Source organism: Cereibacter changlensis JA139, assembly GCF_003034985.1.
Lineage (GTDB): Bacteria > Pseudomonadota > Alphaproteobacteria > Rhodobacterales > Rhodobacteraceae > Cereibacter > Cereibacter changlensis.
This window is the reverse complement of the sequence record NZ_PZKG01000001.1, coordinates 131,163-153,506: the sequence shown is the minus strand read 5'-3', so window position 1 is coordinate 153,506 and position 22,344 is coordinate 131,163. Positions and strand designations below refer to the sequence as shown.

At 67.1% G+C, this 22,344-nt stretch carries 27 protein-coding genes; 14 read left to right on the top strand and 13 right to left on the bottom strand.

The window, feature by feature from the left end:
- Together C5F48_RS00755 and trxA are read left to right on the top strand one after the other, a co-directional pair.
- A partial coding sequence (locus C5F48_RS00755) for a PD-(D/E)XK nuclease family protein (protein ID WP_181247662.1) occupies positions 1-516 on the top strand: 516 nt, incomplete at its 5' end.
- Positions 517-551: 35 nt separating this feature from the next.
- Positions 552-893: a thioredoxin gene (trxA, locus tag C5F48_RS00750; protein WP_258186472.1), complete on the top strand. Its 342-nt coding sequence runs from the start codon at positions 552-554 to the stop codon at positions 891-893.
- A 51-nt stretch (positions 894-944) separates the two neighbouring features.
- On the opposite strand, the gene C5F48_RS00745 is transcribed toward trxA, so the two are convergent.
- The gene (locus C5F48_RS00745; protein ID WP_107661995.1) at positions 945-1,853 is read right to left on the bottom strand and encodes a hypothetical protein; all 909 of its coding nucleotides are present in this window, start codon (positions 1,851-1,853) and stop codon (positions 945-947) included.
- A gap of 154 nt (positions 1,854-2,007) precedes the next feature.
- Between C5F48_RS00745 and hslV the strand changes: the two genes are divergently transcribed.
- The 3 genes from hslV to C5F48_RS00730 all read left to right on the top strand — a co-directional run bounded on the left by hslV (position 2,008) and on the right by C5F48_RS00730 (position 5,163).
- The gene (hslV, locus tag C5F48_RS00740) at positions 2,008-2,565 is read left to right on the top strand and encodes an ATP-dependent protease subunit HslV (RefSeq protein ID WP_107661994.1); all 558 of its coding nucleotides are present in this window, start codon (positions 2,008-2,010) and stop codon (positions 2,563-2,565) included.
- On the top strand, positions 2,562-3,863 hold the full coding sequence (gene hslU, locus C5F48_RS00735; RefSeq protein ID WP_107661993.1) for an ATP-dependent protease ATPase subunit HslU: 1,302 nt from the start codon (positions 2,562-2,564) through the stop codon (positions 3,861-3,863). The genes hslV and hslU overlap by 4 nt, the downstream gene beginning before the upstream one ends.
- Before the next feature lie 76 nt (positions 3,864-3,939).
- Complete coding sequence (locus tag C5F48_RS00730; RefSeq protein WP_107661992.1) at positions 3,940-5,163, top strand: MFS transporter; 1,224 nt, start codon at positions 3,940-3,942, stop codon at positions 5,161-5,163.
- Here the strand turns inward: C5F48_RS00730 and C5F48_RS00725 are convergent.
- Genes C5F48_RS00725 through C5F48_RS00715 form a run of 3 tightly spaced genes read right to left on the bottom strand, consistent with a single transcriptional unit; the run spans position 5,146 to position 7,439 of the window.
- Positions 5,146-5,751 (bottom strand): Smr/MutS family protein, encoded by a 606-nt coding sequence (locus tag C5F48_RS00725; RefSeq protein ID WP_107661991.1) that lies wholly within the window; start codon positions 5,749-5,751, stop codon positions 5,146-5,148. The genes C5F48_RS00730 and C5F48_RS00725 overlap by 18 nt on opposite strands.
- A gap of 3 nt (positions 5,752-5,754) precedes the next feature.
- Complete coding sequence (gene mltA / locus C5F48_RS00720) at positions 5,755-6,780, bottom strand: murein transglycosylase A (protein ID WP_107661990.1); 1,026 nt, start codon at positions 6,778-6,780, stop codon at positions 5,755-5,757.
- A complete protein-coding gene (locus tag C5F48_RS00715; protein ID WP_107661989.1) occupies positions 6,780-7,439 on the bottom strand; it encodes a Tim44/TimA family putative adaptor protein in 660 nt (219 codons plus the stop codon). Before C5F48_RS00715 ends, mltA begins: the two co-directional genes overlap by 1 nt.
- Positions 7,440-7,579: 140 nt before the next feature.
- On the opposite strand from C5F48_RS00715, the gene C5F48_RS00710 reads away from it, so the two are divergent.
- Together C5F48_RS00710 and secB are read left to right on the top strand one after the other, a co-directional pair.
- The gene (locus C5F48_RS00710; protein ID WP_107661988.1) at positions 7,580-8,056 is read left to right on the top strand and encodes an FxsA family protein; all 477 of its coding nucleotides are present in this window, start codon (positions 7,580-7,582) and stop codon (positions 8,054-8,056) included.
- Positions 8,057-8,120: 64 nt separating this feature from the next.
- Positions 8,121-8,627 (top strand): protein-export chaperone SecB, encoded by a 507-nt coding sequence (gene secB, locus C5F48_RS00705; protein WP_107661987.1) that lies wholly within the window; start codon positions 8,121-8,123, stop codon positions 8,625-8,627.
- Here the strand turns inward: secB and dnaQ are convergent.
- The 4 genes from dnaQ to C5F48_RS00685 are packed head-to-tail and all read right to left on the bottom strand — an operon-like array spanning position 8,624 to position 11,325.
- Entirely contained in the window at positions 8,624-9,319 is a 696-nt protein-coding gene (dnaQ, locus tag C5F48_RS00700) for a DNA polymerase III subunit epsilon (RefSeq protein WP_107661986.1), read from the bottom strand. The genes secB and dnaQ overlap by 4 nt on opposite strands.
- Positions 9,312-9,899: a dephospho-CoA kinase gene (coaE, locus tag C5F48_RS00695; RefSeq protein WP_107661985.1), complete on the bottom strand. Its 588-nt coding sequence runs from the start codon at positions 9,897-9,899 to the stop codon at positions 9,312-9,314. Before coaE ends, dnaQ begins: the two co-directional genes overlap by 8 nt.
- Positions 9,896-10,735 carry a shikimate dehydrogenase gene (locus tag C5F48_RS00690; RefSeq protein WP_107661984.1) on the bottom strand — a complete coding sequence of 280 codons (840 nt, stop codon included), beginning with the start codon at positions 10,733-10,735 and terminating at the stop codon, positions 9,896-9,898. The genes coaE and C5F48_RS00690 overlap by 4 nt, the downstream gene beginning before the upstream one ends.
- Positions 10,732-11,325, bottom strand: a complete 594-nt coding sequence (locus tag C5F48_RS00685; protein WP_107661983.1) for a Maf family protein — start codon at positions 11,323-11,325, stop codon at positions 10,732-10,734. Before C5F48_RS00685 ends, C5F48_RS00690 begins: the two co-directional genes overlap by 4 nt.
- Before the next feature lie 414 nt (positions 11,326-11,739).
- Between C5F48_RS00685 and hemJ the strand changes: the two genes are divergently transcribed.
- The 7 genes from hemJ (at position 11,740) to C5F48_RS00650 (ending at position 19,141) form a co-directional block, all read left to right on the top strand.
- On the top strand, positions 11,740-12,189 hold the full coding sequence (gene hemJ / locus C5F48_RS00680) for a protoporphyrinogen oxidase HemJ (protein WP_107661982.1): 450 nt from the start codon (positions 11,740-11,742) through the stop codon (positions 12,187-12,189).
- A 140-nt stretch (positions 12,190-12,329) separates the two neighbouring features.
- Positions 12,330-13,601 (top strand): transcription termination factor Rho, encoded by a 1,272-nt coding sequence (gene rho, locus C5F48_RS00675; protein WP_107661981.1) that lies wholly within the window; start codon positions 12,330-12,332, stop codon positions 13,599-13,601.
- A gap of 28 nt (positions 13,602-13,629) precedes the next feature.
- Positions 13,630-14,916, top strand: a complete 1,287-nt coding sequence (gene mnmE, locus C5F48_RS00670) for a tRNA uridine-5-carboxymethylaminomethyl(34) synthesis GTPase MnmE (RefSeq protein ID WP_107661980.1) — start codon at positions 13,630-13,632, stop codon at positions 14,914-14,916.
- Positions 14,917-14,927: 11 nt separating this feature from the next.
- Entirely contained in the window at positions 14,928-16,793 is a 1,866-nt protein-coding gene (gene mnmG, locus C5F48_RS00665) for a tRNA uridine-5-carboxymethylaminomethyl(34) synthesis enzyme MnmG (protein ID WP_170139545.1), read from the top strand.
- Positions 16,790-17,416, top strand: coding sequence for a 16S rRNA (guanine(527)-N(7))-methyltransferase RsmG (rsmG, locus tag C5F48_RS00660; protein ID WP_107661978.1), 627 nt, complete (start codon positions 16,790-16,792; stop codon positions 17,414-17,416). The genes mnmG and rsmG overlap by 4 nt, the downstream gene beginning before the upstream one ends.
- Positions 17,409-18,236 (top strand): ParA family protein, encoded by an 828-nt coding sequence (locus tag C5F48_RS00655; RefSeq protein WP_107661977.1) that lies wholly within the window; start codon positions 17,409-17,411, stop codon positions 18,234-18,236. The genes rsmG and C5F48_RS00655 overlap by 8 nt, the downstream gene beginning before the upstream one ends.
- Complete coding sequence (locus tag C5F48_RS00650) at positions 18,236-19,141, top strand: ParB/RepB/Spo0J family partition protein (RefSeq protein WP_107661976.1); 906 nt, start codon at positions 18,236-18,238, stop codon at positions 19,139-19,141. Before C5F48_RS00655 ends, C5F48_RS00650 begins: the two co-directional genes overlap by 1 nt.
- On the opposite strand, the gene C5F48_RS00645 is transcribed toward C5F48_RS00650, so the two are convergent.
- From C5F48_RS00645 to rph, 5 genes are read right to left on the bottom strand one after another with little or no spacing between them, the layout of a single operon-like run.
- Positions 19,116-19,469 carry a YbaN family protein gene (locus C5F48_RS00645; protein WP_107661975.1) on the bottom strand — a complete coding sequence of 118 codons (354 nt, stop codon included), beginning with the start codon at positions 19,467-19,469 and terminating at the stop codon, positions 19,116-19,118. The genes C5F48_RS00650 and C5F48_RS00645 overlap by 26 nt on opposite strands.
- Before the next feature lies 1 nt (position 19,470).
- Positions 19,471-20,628, bottom strand: a complete 1,158-nt coding sequence (gene hemW / locus C5F48_RS00640) for a radical SAM family heme chaperone HemW (protein ID WP_107661974.1) — start codon at positions 20,626-20,628, stop codon at positions 19,471-19,473.
- 3 nt (positions 20,629-20,631) lie between these two features.
- Positions 20,632-21,006 carry a RidA family protein gene (locus tag C5F48_RS00635; RefSeq protein WP_107661973.1) on the bottom strand — a complete coding sequence of 125 codons (375 nt, stop codon included), beginning with the start codon at positions 21,004-21,006 and terminating at the stop codon, positions 20,632-20,634.
- Entirely contained in the window at positions 21,003-21,611 is a 609-nt protein-coding gene (rdgB, locus tag C5F48_RS00630; RefSeq protein WP_181247661.1) for an RdgB/HAM1 family non-canonical purine NTP pyrophosphatase, read from the bottom strand. The genes C5F48_RS00635 and rdgB overlap by 4 nt, the downstream gene beginning before the upstream one ends.
- Complete coding sequence (gene rph / locus C5F48_RS00625; RefSeq protein ID WP_107661972.1) at positions 21,611-22,324, bottom strand: ribonuclease PH; 714 nt, start codon at positions 22,322-22,324, stop codon at positions 21,611-21,613. The genes rdgB and rph overlap by 1 nt, the downstream gene beginning before the upstream one ends.
- Positions 22,325-22,344 lie beyond the last annotated feature (20 nt).

Below are 22,344 nucleotides of genomic sequence, written 5' to 3'. Positions count from 1 at the left end.
GGCGAGGCGTTGCTGGAGACCGAGGCGGCCAAGGCGCGCGGCACGGCGCTGCACCTCTTGCTGGAGCAACTGCCCGAGCACGACCCCGCGCTCTGGCCCGACCTTGCGGCGGGCCTGCTGCCGGAGGCCGCCGACCTAGCGGAACTGCTGGCCGAGGCGCAGGCGGCGCTCGCCCTGCCGGGGCTGGCGGCGCCGCCCGGCGGGCAGGTGCTGCTGGAAGTGCCGCTGACCGCCGAGATCCGTGGGCGCAGGCTCTACGGCGCCATCGACCGGCTGATCGTCGGGCCGGATCTGGTGACGGCCATCGACTACAAGTCGAACGCCGTCGTGCCGCAACGCCCCGAGGACGTGCCGGAGGGCCTGCTGCGGCAGATGGGCGCCTATGCCGAAGCGCTGGCGCAGATCTATCCCGACCGGCGGATCGAGACGGCGATCCTCTGGACCCGCACGGCCGAGCTGATGCCGCTGCCACGCGATATCGTGAGGTCTGCCATGCAGGGGGCCACGATACCTTGACGGGGCGGGAGGGGGTCCTTACCTTTGGCCAACAAATCCCATCAGGAGACATACAGATGTCCACCGTCGCCGTCACGGACGCCACTTTCGATGCCGAAGTCCGCAAATCCGACGTTCCCGTCGTCGTCGATTTCTGGGCCGAATGGTGCGGCCCCTGCCGCCAGATCGGCCCGGCGCTGGAAGAACTGTCGAACGAATACGCCGGCAAGGTGAAGATCGTGAAGATCAACGTCGACGAGAACCCGGAAAGCCCGGCGCTGCTCGGCGTGCGCGGCATCCCGGCGCTGTTCCTGTTCAAGGACGGCCAGGTCGTGTCGAACAAGGTCGGCGCCGCGCCCAAGGCGGCCCTCGCCAGCTGGATCGCCGGCGCGATCTGATCTGAAAGGTCGTCGCTGTCCTGCAGGGCGCCCTCCGGGGCGCCTTCTGCATCAGAACTGCCACTTGTGATGCAGCATCCGGGCGCGGATCTGCTCCTCCGCTTCCGGTGCGCCGGCGTTGATCGTGTTCTCGTGGAAGAACCAGTAGAGATAGGCCGCGAAATCCGGGGGCCGTCCCTTGGCCACGGCGAAGGCGTGTTCCACCCCGTCATGCGGCACCGAACCGGCGATGTGCTGGAAATCCACCAGCCCGAACAGCACCGCCGGCTTCTTCAGGAAGTAGCCGGTAAGCGCGGTGGCCGAATTCTGCGTCACCACCAGATCGCAGGCGGCCAGCAGCGTGATGGTGTCGCCCTGGACCAGTTGGAAGCGCGGGTTGGCCTCCGCCAGCTTCTCCAGTGCGCGCAACTCCCGTGGGCTGTAACGTTCCTTGGGATGAAGCGTTGCGCGGATCGGCCGCGGGTCGGCGGCCAGCGTCGCCTGGATCATCGCCAAGGGGCTCATCGCCTGAAACGAGCGGTGCTCGGTCAGCCGGCCCTGCAGCGGCATGAAGAGGAAACCGTCATGGCTGACCGGCGGATCGCCGACGATCCGCTCGCGCCAGCGGCGGAAGAACGGCTTCGCCAGCTCGGGATCGACCGATTTCGGGCTGAACTTCGCCAACGCCACGTCGAACCACCAGCGCTCGTTGGTCGCCTCCAGCTGCCAGAACGGGTAGTGGTAGGCCCGGCGCAGGCAGAGGCAGCGCGGTCCGACCGGCTCCTGCATGTGGAAGATCGACCAGCCGTACCGACGCTCGGGGTCGTTCATCTCGGCGGCGGAATCGTGGTGGATCAGCAGCCGCAGCCCGAAGGGCTGCACCGCCGCGCCGATGCGGTTGACGATGTTCACCCGCCCCGCCAGCGCATCCTCGCACATCGGCGAGGGCAGGTAGATGTTCAGAACCCGGTCGTGCGGCATCCTCGCCTCTTCGCTTGTCGGCAAACTATCCGGTGCAGTGGCTAAGACTTGGTTAACGCGGCAAGGCTCCGGTTTCGCGCGCCAAGGTGACGCGCGGTTGCTCGGGTTGTCTCGCCCGGCGCAGGCCTCCATATAGGGTCAAACGGAGGCTTTCATGGCAGAAGACAGGTTTCCCGGCTGGCATGGCACGACCATTCTGGCGGTGCGGCGGGGCAATGAGGTTGTGGTGGCGGGCGACGGGCAGGTGAGCCTCGGTCAGACCGTCATCAAGGGATCGGCGCGCAAGGTGCGCAGGCTCAGCCCCGGCGGGCGCGACGTGGTGGCGGGCTTCGCCGGATCGACGGCGGATGCCTTCACCCTGCTGGAACGGCTGGAAAAGAAGCTCGAGGCGATGCCGGGCCAACTGGCGCGGGCCAGCGTCGAGCTGGCGAAGGATTGGCGCATGGACAAGTACCTGCGCAACCTCGAAGCCATGCTGATCGTCACCGACGGCTCGACGCTGCTCGTCATCACCGGCGCCGGCGACGTGCTGGAGCCGGAGCATGACGTGGCCGCCATCGGCTCGGGCGGCAACTTCGCCCTCGCCGCCGCGCGCGGCCTGATGGCCACCGACATGCCCGCCGAAGAGATCGCCCGCCGCGCCATGGCGATCGCCGCGGACATCTGCGTCTACACCAACGGCAACCTGACCGTGGAGCGTATTGCCCAATGACCGACCTGACCCCGCGCGAGATCGTCTCGGAGCTCGACCGTTTCATCATCGGCCAGAAGGACGCCAAGCGCGCCGTGGCCGTGGCCCTGCGCAACCGCTGGCGCCGAAAGCAGCTGGCCGACGACCTGCGCGACGAAGTCTATCCCAAGAACATCCTGATGATCGGCCCGACCGGCGTCGGCAAGACCGAGATCTCGCGCCGTCTGGCCAAGCTGGCCAAGGCGCCCTTCCTGAAGGTCGAGGCGACGAAATTCACCGAGGTCGGCTATGTCGGCCGCGACGTCGACAGCATCATCCGCGATCTGGTCGATGCCGCCATGGTCGAAACCCGCGCCCGGATGCGCGAGGATGTGAAGGCCCGCGCGATGAAGGCCGCCGAGGACCGGGTGATCGAGGCCATCGCCGGCAAGGACGCCCGCGAGCAGACGCGCGAGATGTTCCGCACCAAGCTGAAGAAGGGCGAGCTCGACGCCACGGTGATCGAGGTCGAGGTGACCGACAGCTCGAACCCGATGCAGGGCCTCGATCCCACCGGGCAGGGCCAGATGGGGATGATGAATCTCGGCGACATCTTCGGCAAGGCCTTCGGCGGCCGCACCCAGAAGCGCAAGATGACGGTGGCCGAAAGCCACGACGTGCTGATGAACGACGAGGCCGACAAGCTCTTGGATGACGAGGCGGTGAAGGCTGCGGCGCTGGAGGCGGTGCAGGAGAACGGCATCGTCTTCATCGACGAGATCGACAAGGTCTGCGCCCGCTCCGACATGCGCGGCGCCGATGTCAGCCGCGAGGGGGTGCAGCGCGACCTGCTGCCGCTGATCGAGGGCACCACGGTTTCGACCAAATACGGCCCGATCAAGACCGACCATATCCTGTTCATCGCCTCGGGCGCCTTCCACATCGCCAAGCCCTCGGACCTGCTGCCCGAGCTGCAGGGCCGCCTGCCGATCCGGGTCGAGCTGCAGGCGCTGACCGAAGGCGATTTCGTCCGCATCCTGACCGAGACCGACAATGCGCTGACCCGGCAGTATTCGGCGCTGATGGCGACGGAGAAGGTCGAGGTCAGCTTCACCGAGGACGGGATCGAGGCCTTGGCCAACATCGCCGCCGAGGTGAACCGCGCCGTGGAGAACATCGGCGCCCGCCGGCTCTACACGGTGATGGAGCGGGTCTTCGAAGAGCTCTCCTTCGTCGCCCCCGACAAGCCGGGCGAGGCGGTGGTGGTGAACGCCGCCTATGTCGAGACCAATCTCGGCGAACTCTCCCGCTCGGCCGATCTCAGCCGCTACGTCCTCTGACCGTGAAGGCCCCCGCCGAGGGGGCCTTTTCTTTTCCGCCGGAGGATGAAACCAAGGGCGCGACAAGAGGTCGCACATGCCATTCTTCACCTTCCTGCGGGCCAATGCGCCCTTCCTGTTCGTCGGCTTTCTGCTGTCGTTCCTGTCCAGCTTCGGCCAGACCTTCTTCATCTCCACCTTCGGCGGCGAGATCCGGGCCGAGTTCGGCCTGTCGCATGGCCAGTGGGGCGCGGTCTATGGCATCGCCACCACCTTCTCCGCCGCCGTCATGCTCTGGTCGGGCGGGCTGACCGACCGGTTCCGGGTGCGGGCGCTCGGGCCGATGGTGCTGGGCGGGCTGGCGCTGACCTGCGTCGCCATGGCGCTCAACCCCTTCGTCATGCTGCTGCCGGTCGCGATCTTCGCGCTGCGGCTGCTGGGGCAGGGCATGACCAGCCACATCGCGGGCGTCGCCATGGCGCGCTGGTTCGTCGCCTCGCGCGGGCGGGCGCTGGCCATCGCCGCGCTCGGCTTCTCCTTCGGCGAGGCGCTCTTGCCGGTGGCCTTCGTCGCGCTGAAGGGCGTCACCGGCTGGCGCACGCTCTGGCTCGTCGCCGCGGCGATCCTGCTCGTCAGCCTGCCGGTTCTGGCCCGGCTGCTGCGGCAGGAGCGCACGCCGCAGTCGATGGCTGCCGAGGCGCAGATCGGCGGCATGCACGGGCGGCACTGGTCGCGGAACGAGGTGCTGCGGCACCGGCTGTTCTGGTTTCTGGTGCCGGCGCTGCTCGGGCCATCGGCCTTCAACACCGCCTTCTTCTTCCAGCAGGTGCATCTGGCCGAGGTGAAGGGCTGGGCCCATGTCGGGCTGGTCGCGATCTTCCCGGCCTATTCGGCGGCGAGCGTGGTGGCGCTGCTGGCCTCGGGCTGGGCGGTGGACCGCTTCGGCACCGCCCGGCTGATGCCGCTGTTCCAGCTGCCGCTGGCGCTGTTCTACTTCCTCTTTGCCGGCGTCGACAGTCTGGCGCTCGCCCTGCCGGTCATGCTGCTTATGGGCCTGACCTCGGGCGCGCAGGCCACGGTTCCGGTGGCCTTCTGGGCCGAGTTCTACGGCACCCGCCACATCGGCTCGATCAAGGCCACCGCGGCGGCGATCATGGTGCTGGGCTCGGCCATCGGCCCGATCCTGACCGGGGCGCTGATCGACCTCGGCATCAGCTTCCCGCAGCAGATGGTCGGGATCGGCCTCTATTTCCTGCTCGCTTGCCTGCTGGCCGGGATCGGCGTCGGCACGGCCAAGCGCAGCCTAACGGTGTCGGCGTAGATAGACGTAATAGGCGCCTTCGCCGCCGTGCTTCAGATGCGCGGCCGCGACCTGCAGCACCGCGGGCCCCAGAGGCGGCATCCGCAGCCAATGCGGCACCTGATGCCTGAGCACCCCTTGCCGCTGCGGGATCGGCCCGTGATCCTCGGTCCGGCGGCTGCCCTTGCCGGTGATGACCAGCACCAGACGCATCCCGTCGGCATGGGCGTTGAGGATGAAGCGGATCAGCTCGGGATGCGCTTCGGACAGGGTCATGCCATGCAGGTCGATCCGCGCCTCGGGCGACAGCTTGCCGCGCGACATGCGGGCGAAGTTCTTGGCGTCCATCCGCAGCGGCGCCGTGGCCAGCTGATCGCGCAGCGGCGGCAGGATGTCGTGCTGCGGCGCGTGGCGCACCTTCTCGCCGATGCGGAACCGCCCGAAGGCCGGGGCGGGGGTGATGGTTTCGGGCTGATGCGACAGCGCGGGCGGCAGGTCGAGCTTCGGCGTCTGGCTGCGCACGCGCGAGGGGTGCATCGGCTGGGCCGTGCGGGCCACGGCCTGCCACAGCTCCTCCTCCTCGGGGCGCAGGGTGCGGCGGCGGGCCATGGCTCAGTTCTCGGGCAGCATGGCGAAGGCGCGGTCGATCGGCAGCAGCACCAGCATCCGCCCGCCATCCTTCACCGTGCCGGCGCGGTCGCCCGCGGCAGCGCCCGTGCCATAGAAGATATCCGCCCGCAGCGCGCCCTTGATCGCCCCGCCGGTGTCCTGCGCCACGAAGAGCCGCCGCAGCGGCTCGGCGCCGTCCTTCTCGACCCAGACCGGCGCGCCGAGCGGGGTGAAGGCCGGATCGACGGCGAGGGTGCGCATCGGCGTGACCGGGCGGCCCATGGCGCCGATCGGCCCCTGATCGGCGGGCAGGTCGGTCAGCTTGCGGAAGAACACATAGGACGGGTTGTGCAGCAGCAGCGCCGCGCCCTCGGCCGGGTTGCGCCGCACCCAGTCTCGGATCGACTGGGCCGAGACATCCTCGATCCGGTGGGTGCCGCGCCGCACCAGCTCCTGCCCGATGCTGCGATAGGGATGGCCGTTCTTGGCGGCATAGCCCACCCGCATCACCCGCCCGTCCGGCATGCGGATCCGGCCTGAGCCCTGGACCTGCAGGAAGAAGGCCTCCACCGGGTCGTCGAGCCAGGCAATCTCCAGCCCGCGGCCGCGCAGGGCGCCGGACTCGATCTCGGCCCGGCTGCGCCAGACGGCGCCCGGCGCCAGCTCCGGCGGCTTGGCGTAGATCGGGAAGGCGAAGCGGGGGGTGGGATGCGGCGAGCCGGGAAGCTCGGGCTCGTAATAGCCGGTGAACAGCGCCGGCGCGGCGCCCACCTGCACCGGCTTGAAGAACAGCTCGAAGAAACTGCGCGCCGAGGCGCCGCTGTGCATCGCGTCATCGGCCAGCCGGCAGAGCGGCTGCCACTCCGGCCCGGTCAGCTGCGGGCAGGTGGCGCGGAACACGGAAAGGGCGGCGCGATGGTCATCCGCCGCCCAGCCGTCGAGGCTATCGAACTCCAGCACCTGTGCCGAGGCGCCGCCGCCCGCAGCGGTCATGGCGCAGAACGCCAGGGCGCGGAGCAGCGCACCCATCACTCCCCGGTGGCGACGAGAAGCCAGTTCGGGTCGGACACGCCCATGCGCCGCTCGAAGGTCCAGATGTCGCGCTGGCGCCGCACCTCGGTCGGGCTGCCCTCGACGATCGCGCCGTCGCGGTCGCGCACCACCGAAGTCAGCTCGCCCAGGAACCGCACGGCGATCTGCGCCTCGCGCGTGTCGCGGTCGAAGCTGGCCTCGTGCAGCGTCAGCTCGCGCAGCCCGACGAAATGCGCCTCGACGGTCAGGCCCTCGGCCTTGCGCGCCTCGACCGCCTCCTCGAAGGTCGAGAAGACCTCGGGCGACAGGAAGGGCCGGATCTGCTCCAGCTCGCCCTTCTCGAAGGCCATCAGGATCATCTCGTAGGCGCCGCGGGCGCCCTGCAGGAACTCGCCGACGCCGAAGCCCGGCTCAGCCATCTTCATCGCCGCCAGGGCCTTGGCCGAGGGGCTGCCATCGGTGACGTGATCGATGATGTCGCGGTCGGGACCGCCCTCGATCACCTCGAAATCGCGTTTCACCCGGGGCCGCGGTTCCTCCAACGGCACAACGGGCTTTTCAAATCCTTCACGCGTGCCAAGCACATTCTTGAGTTTGATGATCAGGAAAACAGCGATCCCGGCCAGCACCAGCAATTGGATCATTGAAGAGCTCATATGTAACCTCGGTCGGGGCGTCGGGCAGTTGATTGGACGACGGCAGAGTTGGTAAAACCGCTCCTTGCTCCCTATGTAGGGTAGGGGTGGGTGCAAGTCTACCGCTGCACCCGCAAGATGCTTTGCAAAGGAGGCCAGCCATGCGGCTTTTCATCGCCCTGATCCTCGTTCCTCTGATCGAGATCGGGCTGTTCGTCACGGTCGGCGCATGGCTGGGTCTGGCGGCGACCCTGCTGATCGTGCTGGGCACCGCGGTGCTGGGCATCACGCTGCTGCGCCGTCAGGGCGTGCAGGCGGCCACCGCGCTGCGCATGCCGCTGAAAAGCGACCCGCTGGCGCCGATCGCCGATGGCGCGCTGGTGGCGATGGCCTCGGTGCTGCTGATCCTGCCGGGCTTCTTCACCGACACGCTCGGCGCGCTGCTGCTGATCCCGCCGCTGCGGCGGCTGGTGGTGGCGCAGCTGGCCAAGCGCGTGACGGTGCATGCGGCGAATGTGCGCAGCCGGCAGGGCTTCGGCGACATGCCGATCGACGGCGAGTATATCGACCTCGACACCACCCCCTCCGACCGGCTGCGCCCGCCGCCCTCGGGCCCTTCCGGCTGGACTCGGCATTGAGAGGCAGGGATTGACCTGCTAAAGCTGTCCGAGACCGGAATTTGCCCAACGGCAGGAGAGAATGATGACCGAGGCCAATGGCGCCGCCCCCGAGGCCGCCCCGCAGATCAAGATGCAGGTGCTGGCGCAATTCGTGCGTGACATGTCCTTCGAGAACATGGTGGCCCAGAAGGGTCTGCAGAGCGGCGACGTGCAGCCCGACATCCAGGTGCAGGTGAGCCTAGACGCCCGCAAGCGCCCGGCGGACCACCAGTACGAGGTGATCACCAAGTTCAAGGTGACCTCGAAGAACAAGGTCGGGACCGAAACACTGTTCCTCTTGGAACTGGATTACGGCGGCATCTTCCACGTGGAGAACGTGCCGGAAGACCAGATGCACCCGTTCCTGCTGATCGAATGCCCGCGGCTCCTGTTCCCCTTCGTGCGCCGGATCATCTCGGACGTGACGCGCGACGGCGGCTTCCCGCCGCTGAACATCGACACCGTCGATTTCCTCGCGCTCTACCGGCAGGAGCTTGCCCGCCGCGCCGAAGCGCAGAAGGCCGCGGCCCAGCAGCCGCTGGCGAACTAGGTCCGCTTCAACCAGATCGCGCCGTCGCCCAGCTTTGCCACGAAGGCGGCATGGGCGGCGGCCTCCGCCTCGGTGATCCGGGGCGCCAGCGGCGCCGGGCGCGGCCTCGGCCGCCACACATGCGCCGGGCCGGCATCGTCGCGCGCATTCTGCGCCGCCGTCGACAGGCCGAAATCCGGCTGCCGCCCGCCGATCAGTTCCAGATAGACCTCGGCCAGAATCTCGCTGTCCAGCAGGGCGCCGTGCTTCTCGCGCGCCGAATTGTCGACGCCGAAACGACGGCAGAGCGCGTCGAGCGAGGCGGGCGAGCCGGGAAACTTCTTCCGCGCCAGGCCCACCGTATCCAGCGCCTGATCGAAGGGCAGGGTGCGCAGCTTGGCGCGGCCCAGCTCAAAGTTCAGGAATTTCATGTCGAAGGCCGCGTTGTGGATCACCAGCCGCGCATCGCCGACGAAATCGAGAAACGCCTGCCCGATGTGCTGGAACAGCGGCTTGTCGCGCAGGAAATCGTCGCCCAGCCCGTGCACGTCGAAGGCTTCCTTCGGCATCGGGCGCTCGGGGTTGATGTATTGGTGATAGGTCCGCCCGGTCGGCATGTGGTTGAACAGCTCCACCGCGCCGATCTCGACGATCCGGTGACCCTCCGAGGGCTCGAAGCCGGTGGTTTCGGTGTCCAGAACGATCTCACGCATGCTGTCCCTCGCGGATATAGCCGATCAGCGCCAGAACCGAGGCGCGCGCCGCCTCCAGCCCCAGCGTCTCGATGATATGGGTGGCGCGGCTGCGCTTTTCGGCATCCGGCATCTGGCGCGCGCGGATCGTCTCGAACTGCGCCTCGGTCATCGTGCCGCGCGCCAGAACCCGGGCGCGTTGCAGGGCAGGGGGCGCGGTAACGAGCAGCGTCGCGTCCATCTCGGTCTCGGTGCCCTTCTCGAACAGCAGCGGAATGTCGAAGACGACGATATCCACCCCGGCGCCGCGCAGGAAGGCCGCGCGATCCTCGGCCACGGCGGGATGCACCAAGGCCTCGATCCGCGCCAGCGCCAGCGCATCCGCCGCGATCCAGTCGCGCAGCGCCGCCCGATCCACCGCACCGCCCCGCACCGCAGGCGGGTGCAGCGCGCCGAAGGCCTCGACCAGCGGGCCGGCGTAAAGCCGGTGCACCGCCGCATCCGCATCCCAGACCGGAATCCCCGCCGCGGCAAAGAACCCCGCCGTGGTCGATTTGCCCATGCCGATGGAGCCGGTCAGGCCCAGCCGGAACGGCTTCATGGCCGGATGACGGCGTCGCGGGTGGCCTCGTCCACCTCGGGGCGCACCCCGAACCAGCGCTCGAAGCCCGGCGCCGCCTGATGCAGCAGCATCCCCAGCCCGTCGACCACGGTGCAGCCGGCCTCCTCCGCCTCGATCAAGAGGTTGGTCTTCAGCGGCGTATAGACCAGATCGGTCACCAGCGCCCGCGGGCTCAGCGCATCCAGCGGCACGCGGAACTCGGGCTTGCCGACCATGCCGAGCGAGGTCGTGTTCACCACCGTCGCCGCATCCTCCAGAAGATTGCCCGCCTGCACCCAGTCATGCACCACCACCTTGGCCCCGAAATCCTGCCGCAGCGCATCGGCGCGCGGCCGGCTGCGGTTGGTCAGCCGGATCTCCGGCACGCCGACCTCTATCAGCGCCGCGATCACCGCCCGCGCGGCGCCGCCCGCGCCGAACACCACCGCGGGACCCGCCGCAGGCGCCCAGGCCGGGGCGTTCTGCCGCAGGTTGGCGATGAACCCGGCGCCATCGGTGTTGTCGGCATGGATCTTGCCATCCTTGCGGAAGATCAGCGTGTTCGCCGCCCCGATCAGCGCCGCCCGGTCGGTGACGATATCGGCCAGCGCCAGGACCTTTTCCTTGTGCGGGATCGTCACGTTCAACCCGACGAAACCCAGCTTCGGCAGCATCTGCAAGGCGTCGCGCAGGTCGGCCTGGGCGATATCCATCGGGATGTAATGGCCCTTCAGCCCGTAACGCTTCAGCCAGTAGCCATGCAGCCTCGGCGAGCGGCTGTGGGCGATGGGAGAGCCGATCACCCCCGCCAGCGGAATGCGCGTCAGTTCGGTCATGTCGGGATGAAGCCTCTTTGTCCGAGATAGGTGAGTAGGGGCAGCAAGGGCAGCCCCAGAACGGTAAAGTAGTCGCCCTCGACGTCGGTGAAAAGCCGTACGCCTTCCTCCTCCAGCTTGTAGCCGCCGACCGAGGATTTCACGCTATCCCAGTTGCGGGCAAGATAGCCCTCCAGCCAGTCGTCGGAAAAGTCGCGCATGGTCAGCCGGACCTCGCCGACATGGCGCCAGACCGGCCGCGCCGCCTCGTAGAGCACCACCGCAGATAGAAGCCGGTGGGTCTGGCCGCGCAGCGCCCGCAGCTGCCGCCGCGCCGCCTCCGGCGTCTCGGGCTTGCCCCAGACCTGGCGCTGGAAGGCCAACACCTGGTCACAGCCGATCACCAGCGCCTCGCGATGCCGCTCGGCCAGCTTGCGGGCCTTCGCCTCGGCCAGGGCGTCGGCGATGTCGAGCGGGCTGGCCTCCTCGGCCTCCAGCGCGGCACGCATCGACTCCTCGTCGATGCGCGCGGGCAGGGCGGTCACCTGCAGGCCCGCCGCGCTGAGCAGGGCGAGCCGCGTTTCGGAAGCGGAGGCGAGGATGATCTGCATGTGGGCCAGGCTGTGGACAATCCGGGTTTGTTCCTGCCGACGGATGCCGCGGAATTGGGACCCCGCGACGAAAAGCCTCGTCGGAACCGAAGTTATCGGCCAACCGGCCCCGGTTGTCCACGGGTGCATGAATGCTCAGCCCGGCATGGGACAAGTTTTCCGTCCCGAGAAAATCCTCGAAAACCGGAAAAGTTGTCCACAGACAGGTCATCCAGCAACATTCTGAATCGACAACGAAAAATGGGAAGTTCTTTCCGCTTTCCCGCGTCACGCACAGATTTTTCCACAGGCTCCCCCTTGTGGATAAGCTGTGGGAGCATTTCCGAAATGCAGTTGTCCCCATGCCCTACAACAACATTCCTTTTCTAAGAATCTTTCTTTAAGAGAAGGTGCTGCATCCAGAGGAGCCCGCCGATGTCAGACCTGCTTGCCGATTTCTATCTCTGGACCAAGGCGTTCCACGTGATGTCGGTGCTGGCCTGGATGGCGGGGCTGTTCTACCTGCCCCGGCTGTTTGTCTATCACGCCGAGCAGGTGAAGGCGTGCAGCGACGCCGAGGCGATGTTCCAGGTGATGGAACGGCGGCTGCTGAAGGCGATCATGAACCCGGCGATGATCTCGACCTGGGTCTTCGGCCTGGCGCTGGTGATGACGCCGGGGATCGTCGACTGGTCGATGGTCTGGCCCTGGACCAAGGCGGCCTCTGTGCTGGCGATGACGGCGTTTCACATGTGGCTGGGCGGCCGGCGCAAGGACTTCGCGGCGGGACGGAACACGCTCACCGGACGGCGCTACCGGATGATGAACGAATTGCCGACGCTCCTGATGATCGTCATCGTGCTGTCGGTGATCGTGAAGTTCTGAGCCCTATTTTCGAGTCCGATTGACTTTCGACCGGCCTGCGCCTATTTGCGCTGTTGCAGGGCCGTCCGGCCCAAGGCATTTCCCATCCATGACCATTGCACCTGCCACGTGGCAGAACCGCCAAGGACGTCAGATCTTCCATGACCGTTGAACGCCTCAACCTCGCCGAACTCAAAGCCAAGACGCCCGCCGACCTGCTGGCGATGGCCGAAGAGTGGGAGATCGAGAACGCACCGTCGATGCGCAAGGGCGAGATGATGTTCTCGATCCTGAAGGAGCATGCCGAGGAAGGCTGGGAGATCGGCGGCGACGGCGTGCTGGAAGTGCTGCAGGACGGCTTCGGCTTCCTGCGCTCGCCCTCGGCCAACTACCTGCCGGGCCCGGACGACATCTATGTCTCGCCCGAGATCCTGCGCCAGTTCTCGCTGCGCACCGGCGACACCATCGAGGGCGTCATCGCGGCGCCGCGTGAGAACGAGCGCTATTTCTGCATGACCAAGGTTACGCGGATCAACTTCGACGACCCGGAGAAGGCCCGGCACAAGGTCCATTTCGACAACCTGACGCCGCTCTACCCCGACGAGCGCTTCAAGATGGAGGTCGACGACCCGACGCTGAAGGACCGCTCCGCCCGGATCATCGACCTGGTGGCGCCGATCGGCAAGGGCCAGCGCGGTCTGATCGTGGCGCCGCCGCGCACGGGTAAGACCGTGCTGCTGCAGAACATCGCCCATTCGATCGCGACCAACCACCCGGAGTGCTACCTGATCGTGCTGCTCATCGACGAGCGGCCGGAGGAAGTGACCGACATGCAGCGCTCGGTGAAGGGCGAGGTCGTCTCCTCGACCTTCGACGAACCGGCGACGCGCCACGTGGCGGTAGCCGAGATGGTGATCGAGAAGGCCAAGCGGCTGGTCGAGCACAAGCGCGACGTGGTGATCCTGCTCGATTCGATCACCCGCCTCGGCCGCGCCTTCAACACCGTCGTGCCCTCCTCGGGCAAGGTGCTGACCGGCGGTGTCGACGCCAACGCGCTGCAGCGCCCGAAAAGGTTTTTCGGCGCGGCGCGCAACATCGAAGAGGGCGGGTCGCTGACCATCATCGCGACCGCCCTGATCGATACCGGCAGCCGGATGGATGAGGTGATCTTCGAAGAGTTCAAGGGCACCGGCAACTCAGAGATCGTGCTGGACCGCAAGGTAGCCGACAAGCGGGTCTTCCCGGCGATGGACATCCTGAAGTCCGGCACCCGGAAAGAGGATCTGCTGGTGGAGAAGGGCGATCTGCAGAAGACCTATGTCCTGCGCCGCATCCTGAACCCGATGGGCACCACCGATGCGATCGAATTCCTGATCTCGAAGCTGCGCCAGACCAAGAGCAATGCGGAGTTCTTCGATTCCATGAACACTTAAGTGTTCTGAATCAAGGGGTTAAACTGTCGTGGACACGATCTATGCCTTGGCCAGCGCTCGCGGCAAGGCCGGGGTGGCGGTATTGCGCCTGTCCGGTCCCGAGGCGCATGCCGCGGTCGGGTCCTTCGGCGTCTCGCTGCCCGCGCTGCGTCAGGCCGCGCTGCGCCGGCTGATTTGGCAGGGCGAAGTGCTGGACGAGGCGCTGGTGCTGCTGTTCGGCGCCGGGGCGAGCTTCACCGGCGAGGCAGTGGCGGAGCTGCATCTGCATGGAAGCACCGCGGCGGTGAATGCCGTTCTGCGGGCGCTGTCGACCCTGCCCGGGCTGCGGCCTGCCGAGGCGGGGGAATTCACCCGGCGCGCGCTGGAGAACGGCCGGCTGGACCTCGCCCAGGTCGAAGGGCTGGCCGACCTGATCGACGCGGAGACCGAAGCGCAGCGGCGGCAGGCGCTGCGGGTGCTGTCCGGCTCCATCGGGGCCAAGGTCGAGGGCTGGCGTCGCGACCTGATCCGCGCCGGGGCGCTTCTGGAGGCGACGATCGACTTCGCCGACGAGGATGTGCCGGTGGATGTCTCGCCGGAGGTTCTGACGCTGCTGGGTGGGCTGCTGAACGACCTGCGCGCCGAGGTCGAGCGATCGCGCATTGCAGAACGGATCCGCGACGGGTTCGAGGTGGCGATCGTCGGAGCGCCGAATGCCGGAAAATCCACGCTTCTCAATGCCTTGGCCCGCCGGGACGCCGCGCTGACCTCGGAGGTCGCCGGGACGACCCGCGATGTGATCGAGGTGCGGATGGATCTGGAGGGTCTGGCGGTCACCCTGCTCGACACCGCCGGGCTGCGCGAGACGGATGACCGGATCGAGGCGTTGGGGATCAATCGCGCGGTAGCGCGGGCCAATGCGGCCGACCTACGGATCTTCCTGCTGGACGGCGCCGAGGCGGCGCCCGGAGTGGCGCCGCAGCCGGGCGACCTGCTGGTTCAGGGGAAGGCGGATCTGGTGACAGGCGCGGGGCTCCGCGTCTCCGGCAAGACCGGTGAGGGATTGCCGGAGCTGGTGACGGAGATCGCCTGCAGTCTTCAGGCGCGGGCCGCAACTGCAGGCAATTTGACGCGTGAGCGGCACCGTATCGCGATCGTGACTGCGATCAGGGCTATGGAATCGGCGCAGGCTGAGGTAATGAGGGGGCCGCAGCGGACCGAACTCGCGGCGGAGGATCTTCGGCGGGCGATGCGGGCGCTGGATTCGCTGACGGGTCGCATCGATGTCGAGGATTTGCTGGACGATATCTTCGCCAGTTTCTGCATTGGAAAGTAGGAGTGTTTCACGTGAAACATTTTGATGTCATCGTGATCGGCGGCGGCCACGCCGGTGCTGAGGCCGCAGCGGCCTCGGCGCGCATGGGCGCGAAGACCGCGCTGGTGACGCTGACTCTTGCGGGCATCGGTGTCATGTCGTGCAATCCGGCGATCGGCGGGCTGGGCAAGGGCCATCTGGTGCGGGAGATCGACGCGCTCGACGGGGTGATGAGCCGGGTCGCGGACCGGGCCGGCATCCAGTACCGGTTGCTGAACCGCAAGAAAGGCCCGGCGGTGCAGGGGCCGCGGGCCCAAGCGGACCGCAAGCTGTACCGCATGGCGATGCAGGCGGCGCTTGGCGCGCAGCCGAACCTGACGATTGTCGAGGGCGAGGTGGTCGACCTGATCGAATCCGCGGGCAGGGTTAGCGGCGCCGTTCTGGCGGATGGCGCGAGCCTCACGGCCTCGGCGGTGATCCTGACCTCGGGGACATTCCTCAACGGGTTGATCCATATCGGCACGCAGCGCCAGCCGGGTGGCCGGATGGGCGACCGGCCCTCGCTTCGGCTGGCGGAGCGGCTGGGCGATCTCGGCCTGGCGCGCGGGCGGCTGAAGACCGGCACGCCGCCTCGTCTCGACGGCAGGACCATCGACTGGTCCGGGCTGGAGATGCAGCCGGGCGACGACGTCCCGACCATGTTCTCCTTCCTGAACAGGGCGCCGGAAGCGCGGCAGATTTCCTGCGGCATCACCCACACCAACGAGCGGACGCATGATATCGTGCGGCAAAACCTCGGACTGTCGGCCATGTATGGCGGCCATATCGAGGGCGTCGGCCCGCGCTACTGCCCCTCGATCGAGGACAAGATCGTGCGCTTTGCCGAGAAGACCGAGCATCAGGTTTTCCTCGAGCCGGAAGGGCTGGACGACTCGACGGTCTATCCGAACGGGATCTCGACCTCGCTTCCTGCCGATGTGCAGGAGAATTATGTGAGAACGATCAAGGGCTTGGAGCAGGTGCAGATCCTGCAGCCAGGCTATGCCATCGAATATGACTACTTTGACCCACGCGAGCTGCATGCGACGCTGGAGCTGAAGTCGCTGAAGGGGCTCTACTTCGCCGGCCAGATCAACGGCACCACCGGCTATGAAGAGGCGGCGGCTCAGGGCATGGTCGCCGGGCTGAACGCGGCGCTTGCTGCACAGGGCCGCGATCCGGCGCTGTTCAGCCGGTCGGAAAGCTATATCGGCGTGATGATCGACGACCTGACCTCGCGCGGCGTCACCGAGCCCTATCGCATGTTCACGTCGCGCGCGGAGTACCGACTGACGCTGCGGGCCGATAACGCGGACCAGCGGCTGACTCCGATGGGTCTTGAGCTGGGCTGCGTCGGACCAGAGCGTGCGGCGGCCTTCGCCGAGAAGGCGGCGCTGATGCAGCAGGGCAGGGCGACGCTTGACGCGATGCAGCTGTCGCCGACCGAAATCGAAGCGATGGGCATCCGCATCAGCCAGGATGGTGTCCGCCGCTCGGGCTACGCGCTGCTGGCTTTCGGAGAGGATGCGGGGGAGGCGGTGCTGCGCCGCTCGCCCGATTATGCTGCGCTGCCAGTCGAGATCCGCGAGCAGTTGGGTCGTGACGCTCTCTACGCACAATATGTGGACCGCCAGGCGCAGGAGGCTGAGTCGCTGAAGCGCGACGAGGGTGTGCTGATCCCGGCCGATTTCGACTATTCCGCCCTTTCCGGTCTTTCCTCGGAGCTGAATGCAAAGCTGCTCCGGTCGCGTCCCGACAGTCTCGCACAGGCCGCGCGCTTGGAGGGCATGACTCCCTCGGCCCTCACGCTCATCCTCGCCCGGCTGCGCCGTGAGCGGCGCCAGCAGGTGGCCGGATGAGCGCGCCCGTGCTGGACCCGGTTGCAGCGCTGAATGTTTCACGTGAAACAACCGAGAAGCTGCATCGGTTCGTCGCTCTGCTGGAAAAGTGGAATCCGGCGATCAACCTTGTGTCGCGCAGCACCCTCTCCGACGCGTGGACCCGCCATATCCTTGACTCCGCCCAACTTTACGCGCTGGCGCCTGCTACCGCTCAGCGCTGGCTCGATCTCGGCAGCGGCGGCGGCTTCCCGGGGATCGTCAACGCTATCCTGGCGGCGGAGCTGCGGCCCACATCAACCCACACCCTCGTCGAGGTGGATCAACGCAAATCCACCTTCCTGCGCCAGGCGATCCAGGATCTCGGCCTGAACGCCACCGTCCTCACCAGCCGGATCGAACAGCTCCCACCGCAAGGCGCCGAGGTCATCACCGCCCGAGCCTTGGCCCCGCTGCGGCTGCTCTGCAGCCTCGCTCACCCGCATCTCGCGCCGAACTGCGCCTGTCTGTTCCAGAAGGGCGCCCGCTACGCGGCGGAGATCGCCGAGGCCCAGATCTCTTGGCGCCTCGATTACGACCTCCATCCCAGCCTCACCGATCCCGAAGCTGTCATCCTGAAGCTGAAAGCGCTGGACCATGTCTGACCCGACCGCAAGCAAGACGCCCCGCATCATGGCCATCGCCAACCAGAAGGGCGGGGTGGGCAAGACGACGACGGCGATCAACCTCGCCGCCGGCCTGGCGGAGCTCGGCGCGAAGATCCTGCTGGTCGATCTGGATCCGCAGGGCAACGCTTCCACTGGCCTCGGCGTCGAGGCGCAGGACCGGATCAAGACCACCTATGACCTGCTGCTCGACGACGCGCCACTCTCGGAGGTCATTCAGGCCACCAAGTTCTCGACGCTGTTCATCTGCCCCGCCAACGCCGACCTGTCCTCGGCGGATATGGAGCTGGTCTCCAACGAAAAGCGCAGCTTCCTGCTGCATGACGCCCTGCGCCAGCCAGCGATGCAGGACTTTGGCTTCGATTACATCCTGATCGACTGCCCGCCCTCGCTCAGCCTCCTGACGCTGAACGCCATGGTCGCCTGCCACTCCGTCCTCGTGCCGCTGCAGAGCGAGTTCTTCGCCCTGGAAGGCCTGTCCCAGCTCATGCTGACGATCCGCGAGGTGCGCCAGACCGCCAATGCCGGCCTGCGGATCGAGGGCGTTCTGCTGACCATGTATGACAAGCGCAACAACCTGTCGCAGCTGGTCGAGACCGACGCGCGGCAGAACCTCGGCGATCTGGTGTTCAAGACCTTGATTCCGCGCAATGTTCGGGTCAGCGAGGCGCCGTCCTACGCCATGCCGGTGCTGGCCTATGACACCACGTCCAAGGGCAGCGAGGCCTATCGCGCGCTCGCCCGCGAGATTGCAACCCGTCACGGCATTTCCCTGCCGCAACAGGAGACCGTTGTCTGATGGAAAAGAAGCTTGAACGCCGCGGCCTCGGCCGGGGCCTTTCCGCATTGATGGCGGACATCCAGGTCGAGGTTGACGGCCCCTCGAGCAGCCCCCGCCGTGCCGACATGGTCGTGCCGGTGGAAAAGCTGGTGCCGAACCCCGACCAGCCGCGCCGCGATTTCCCTGCCGAATCGCTGGAAGATCTCGCCGCCTCGATCCGCCAGAAAGGCGTGATCCAGCCGCTGATCGTCCGCCCCGTGCCGAATTCCGACCGGTTCGAGATTGTCGCCGGCGAACGCCGCTGGCGCGCCTCGCAGCTGGCGCAACTCCACGAAGTGCCGGTTCTGGTCCGCGACTTCGACGATACCGAAGTGCTGGAAGTCGCCATCATCGAGAACATCCAACGCGCCGACCTGAACGCGGTGGAAGAGGCGATGGGCTACCGCGCCCTGATGGACCGCTTTGGCCACACGCAGGAAAAGGTCGCCGAAGCGCTGTCGAAAAGCCGCAGCCACATCGCTAACCTATTGAGATTGCTGCAACTTCCTGACGACGTTCAGCTCTGGCTGCGCGAGGGCAAGCTCACCGCCGGCCATGCCCGCGCGCTCATCACCTCGCCCAACGCCTCCGATCTCGCCCGCCAGGTCATCTCCCGCAACCTCTCGGTCCGAGATACCGAACGTTTGGTCAAGAAACCCGACGCACCGCGCAAGGCCAGCGGTCCACGGGGCGGGGCAGGGGAGAAGGATGCCGATACCCGTGCGCTCGAAGCCGATCTTGCCGCCAATCTCGGCATGGGCGTCAGCATCGACCACGAACCGGGCGGCGAGCGCGGTCGCCTGACGATCCGCTACAACACGCTCGACGATCTCGACACGCTCTGCCGCGTGCTTTCGGTCATGCCGAGGGACGGGTCCATATGAACAGCGCGGTGCAGCACAGCACCGCGGCCTGAATTCCCAGCACCAGCGGTCGCAGCCCCATCACGACCGACAGCAGGAAGACGAAGGCCATCGAGGCGGTCGACAGCTGCTTCGCCCGCAGCGAAATCGCGCCGGAGCGGTTCCAATCCCGGATCGGCGGCCCGAAAGTCGGGTGGTTCACCAGCCAGCCATGCAGCCGGTCCGAGGAGCGGGCAAAGCAGAACGCGGCCAGCAGCATGAAGGGCACCGTCGGCAGCAGCGGCAGAAACACCCCGATCAGCCCCAGCCCCAGCGCCGTGAGCCCCCCGGCCAGCCATAATCCCCGCATCCTAGTCTCCAGCCAGATCGGCAATCACCGAATTCAACACCATCCGCCCCGCCGCGGTCGCCCGCACCCGGTCGGCACTCACCTCAACCATTCCGATCTCTTCAAGGTCCGTCACTTTGCGGGCATCGACCGGGCTGCCCGCCAGCCTCTCGTAGCGCGTCAGATCCAGCCCCTCGCGCAGCCGCAGCGCCATCATCAGATATTCCAGCGCCTGCTCGCTGCGGTCAATGGCGCCGCGCGGCAGCTCCCCCGTGCCATCCCGCTCCACCCGCTGCAGCCAGTCACCCGGCGGCTTCGGCGCCTCCGTGGCCAGCCGCACCCCGTCCAGCGTCAGCCGGCCATGCGCGCCCGGCCCGATACCGGCATAGTCGCCCGCCCGCCAGTAGATCAGATTGTGCCGCGATTCCGAGCCCTTGGCGGCATGGTTCGATACCTCATAAGCCGGCAGCCCCGCCGCCTCGCAGATCTCCTGCGTGCGCTGGTACATGTCGGCCGAGGTATCCTCCTCCGGCAGCCCGCGCAGCTTGCCGCGCTTGAACCGGTCGCCGAAGGCCGTGCCCTCCTCCACCGTCAGCTGGTACATCGACAGGTGATCCGCGGCCATGCTCAGCGCCTCGCCCAACTCGTGCTCCCAGTCGCTCAAAGACTGGTCCTGCCGCGCATAGATCAGATCGAAGCTCACCCGGTCGAAGGTCTGCCGCGCCACGTCAAACGCCGCCCGCGCCTCGCTCACCGTATGCAGCCGCCCCAGCTTGCGCAGATCGGCGTCGTTCAGCGACTGGATCCCCATCGAGACCCGGTTCACCCCGGCCTCGCGATAGCCGCGGAACCGCCCGGCCTCGACCGAGCCCGGATTGGCCTCCAGCGTCACTTCCAGATCGTTTGCCTGAACCCAGGTGCCGCGCACCCTTTCCAGGATGGCCGCCACCAGCTCCGGCTCCATCAGCGAGGGCGTGCCGCCGCCGAAGAACACCGAATTCAGCAGCCGCCCCGGCGTTTCCGCCCCGATCCGGTCGATTTCCGCCAGATAGGCCCGCTGCCAGCGTTTCTGGTCGATGTTCGCCGCGACATGGCTGTTGAAGTCGCAATAGGGGCATTTCGACTGACAGAACGGCCAGTGCAGATAAAGCCCGAAGCCGCCGTTCTTCCAGTCTTCCATCTGCTATCCCTTGAACGCCGTGACCTCGATTTCCACGAGCATCTCCGGCCTGATCAGCCCTGCGATCACCATCGTCGCCGCGGGCCGTACCTCGCCCAGTGCCGCGCCAAGCTCCGGCGCCAGATCGTCCACCAGCGCCGCATCCACCACGGTGTATTGCACCCGCACGATGTCGCCCATCTCGAACCCGGCTTCGTCCAGCACGGCGCGGATCGTCGAAAAACAATTCCGCGCCTGCGCTGCGATGCCGTCGGGCATCGTCATCGTGGCATAGTCATATCCCGTGACACCCGAGACGAAACACCACCCGCCCTTCACGATGGCGCGACTGTAGCCCATCGTCGCCTCGAAGGGCGATCCGGTGGAAATGCGTTTCATGTGAAACAACCGGCGACCAGCTTGCGGAAGGCATCCGCACGGTGGCTGATCTCGTTCTTCTGCCAGCGCTCCATCTCGCCGAAAGTGATCTCGAAACCGTCGGGCTGGAAGATCGGGTCATAGCCATGCCCCTCGCCGCCCCGCATCGGCCAGACCACTTGGCCGGGCATCACACCCTCGAACACCTCGTCATGCCCGTCGGGCCAGGCCAGCACCAGCGTGCAGCGGAACTGCGCAAGCCGGGGCAGGGGCGCCTGCACCGCTTCCAGCTTCTCCCAGGTCTTCGTCATCGCCATCACGAAGTCGCGGCCGTTCGGCGTCTCCGCCCAATCGGCGGTATAGACCCCCGGCGCGCCGTCCAGCGCGTCGATGGAAATGCCCGAGTCATCCGCCAGCGCGGGCAGGCCGGTGGCCTTGGACGCGAAATGCGCTTTCAGCCGGGCATTGCCGACGAAGGTCGTCTCGGTCTCCACCGGCTCCGCCAGCCCCAGCTCCCCGGCCGAGACTGTGCTCACCGAAAAGGGCTCCAGCAGTCTGGAAATCTCTTCCAGCTTGCCGCGGTTGTGCGTGGCGACCAGCAGCCTGTCTTCGGTGAACCTGCGCATCAGCCCAGAGCCGCCTTCTGCGCCGCCACCAGCGCCGCCGCCCCCGCCTCGGCGAAGTCGAGCATCTCGCCCATCTCCGCGCGCGAGAAGGTGGCGCCTTCCGCCGACATCTGCACCTCGATCAGCCGGCCCTTGCCGGTCAGGATGAAATTGCCATCCGTTCCCGCCGCCGAGTCCTCGGCATAATCCAGATCCAGCACCGTCTGCCCGGCATAGATCCCGCAGGACACCGCCGCCACATGGTCGATCATCGGGTCCGATACGATGGCGCCGACCTTCAACAGCTTGTTCACCGCCAGCCGCAGCGCCACCCAGCCCCCGGTGATCGAGGCGCAGCGCGTCCCGCCATCGGCCTGTAGCACGTCGCAGTCGATCACGATCTGCCGCTCTCCCAGCGCCGAACGGTCGACGCCGGCGCGCAGCGCCCGGCCGATCAGCCGCTGGATCTCCTGCGTGCGCCCGGTCTGCTTGCCCGCCGCGGCCTCGCGCCGGTTGCGGCTGTTGGTCGCGCGCGGCAGCATGCCGTATTCCGCCGTCACCCAGCCGAGCCCGGTGTTCTTCAGGAAGGGCGGCGCCTTGTCCTCGATGGTGGCCGAGCACAGCACATGCGTCTCGCCGACCTTGATCAGGCACGACCCCTCGGCATGTTTCATCACGCCGACGTCGATTGAAATCGGACGCATTTCGCTTAACTGTCTACCAGAAGGGCGCATGGGGTTTCCTCGTTTCTGAA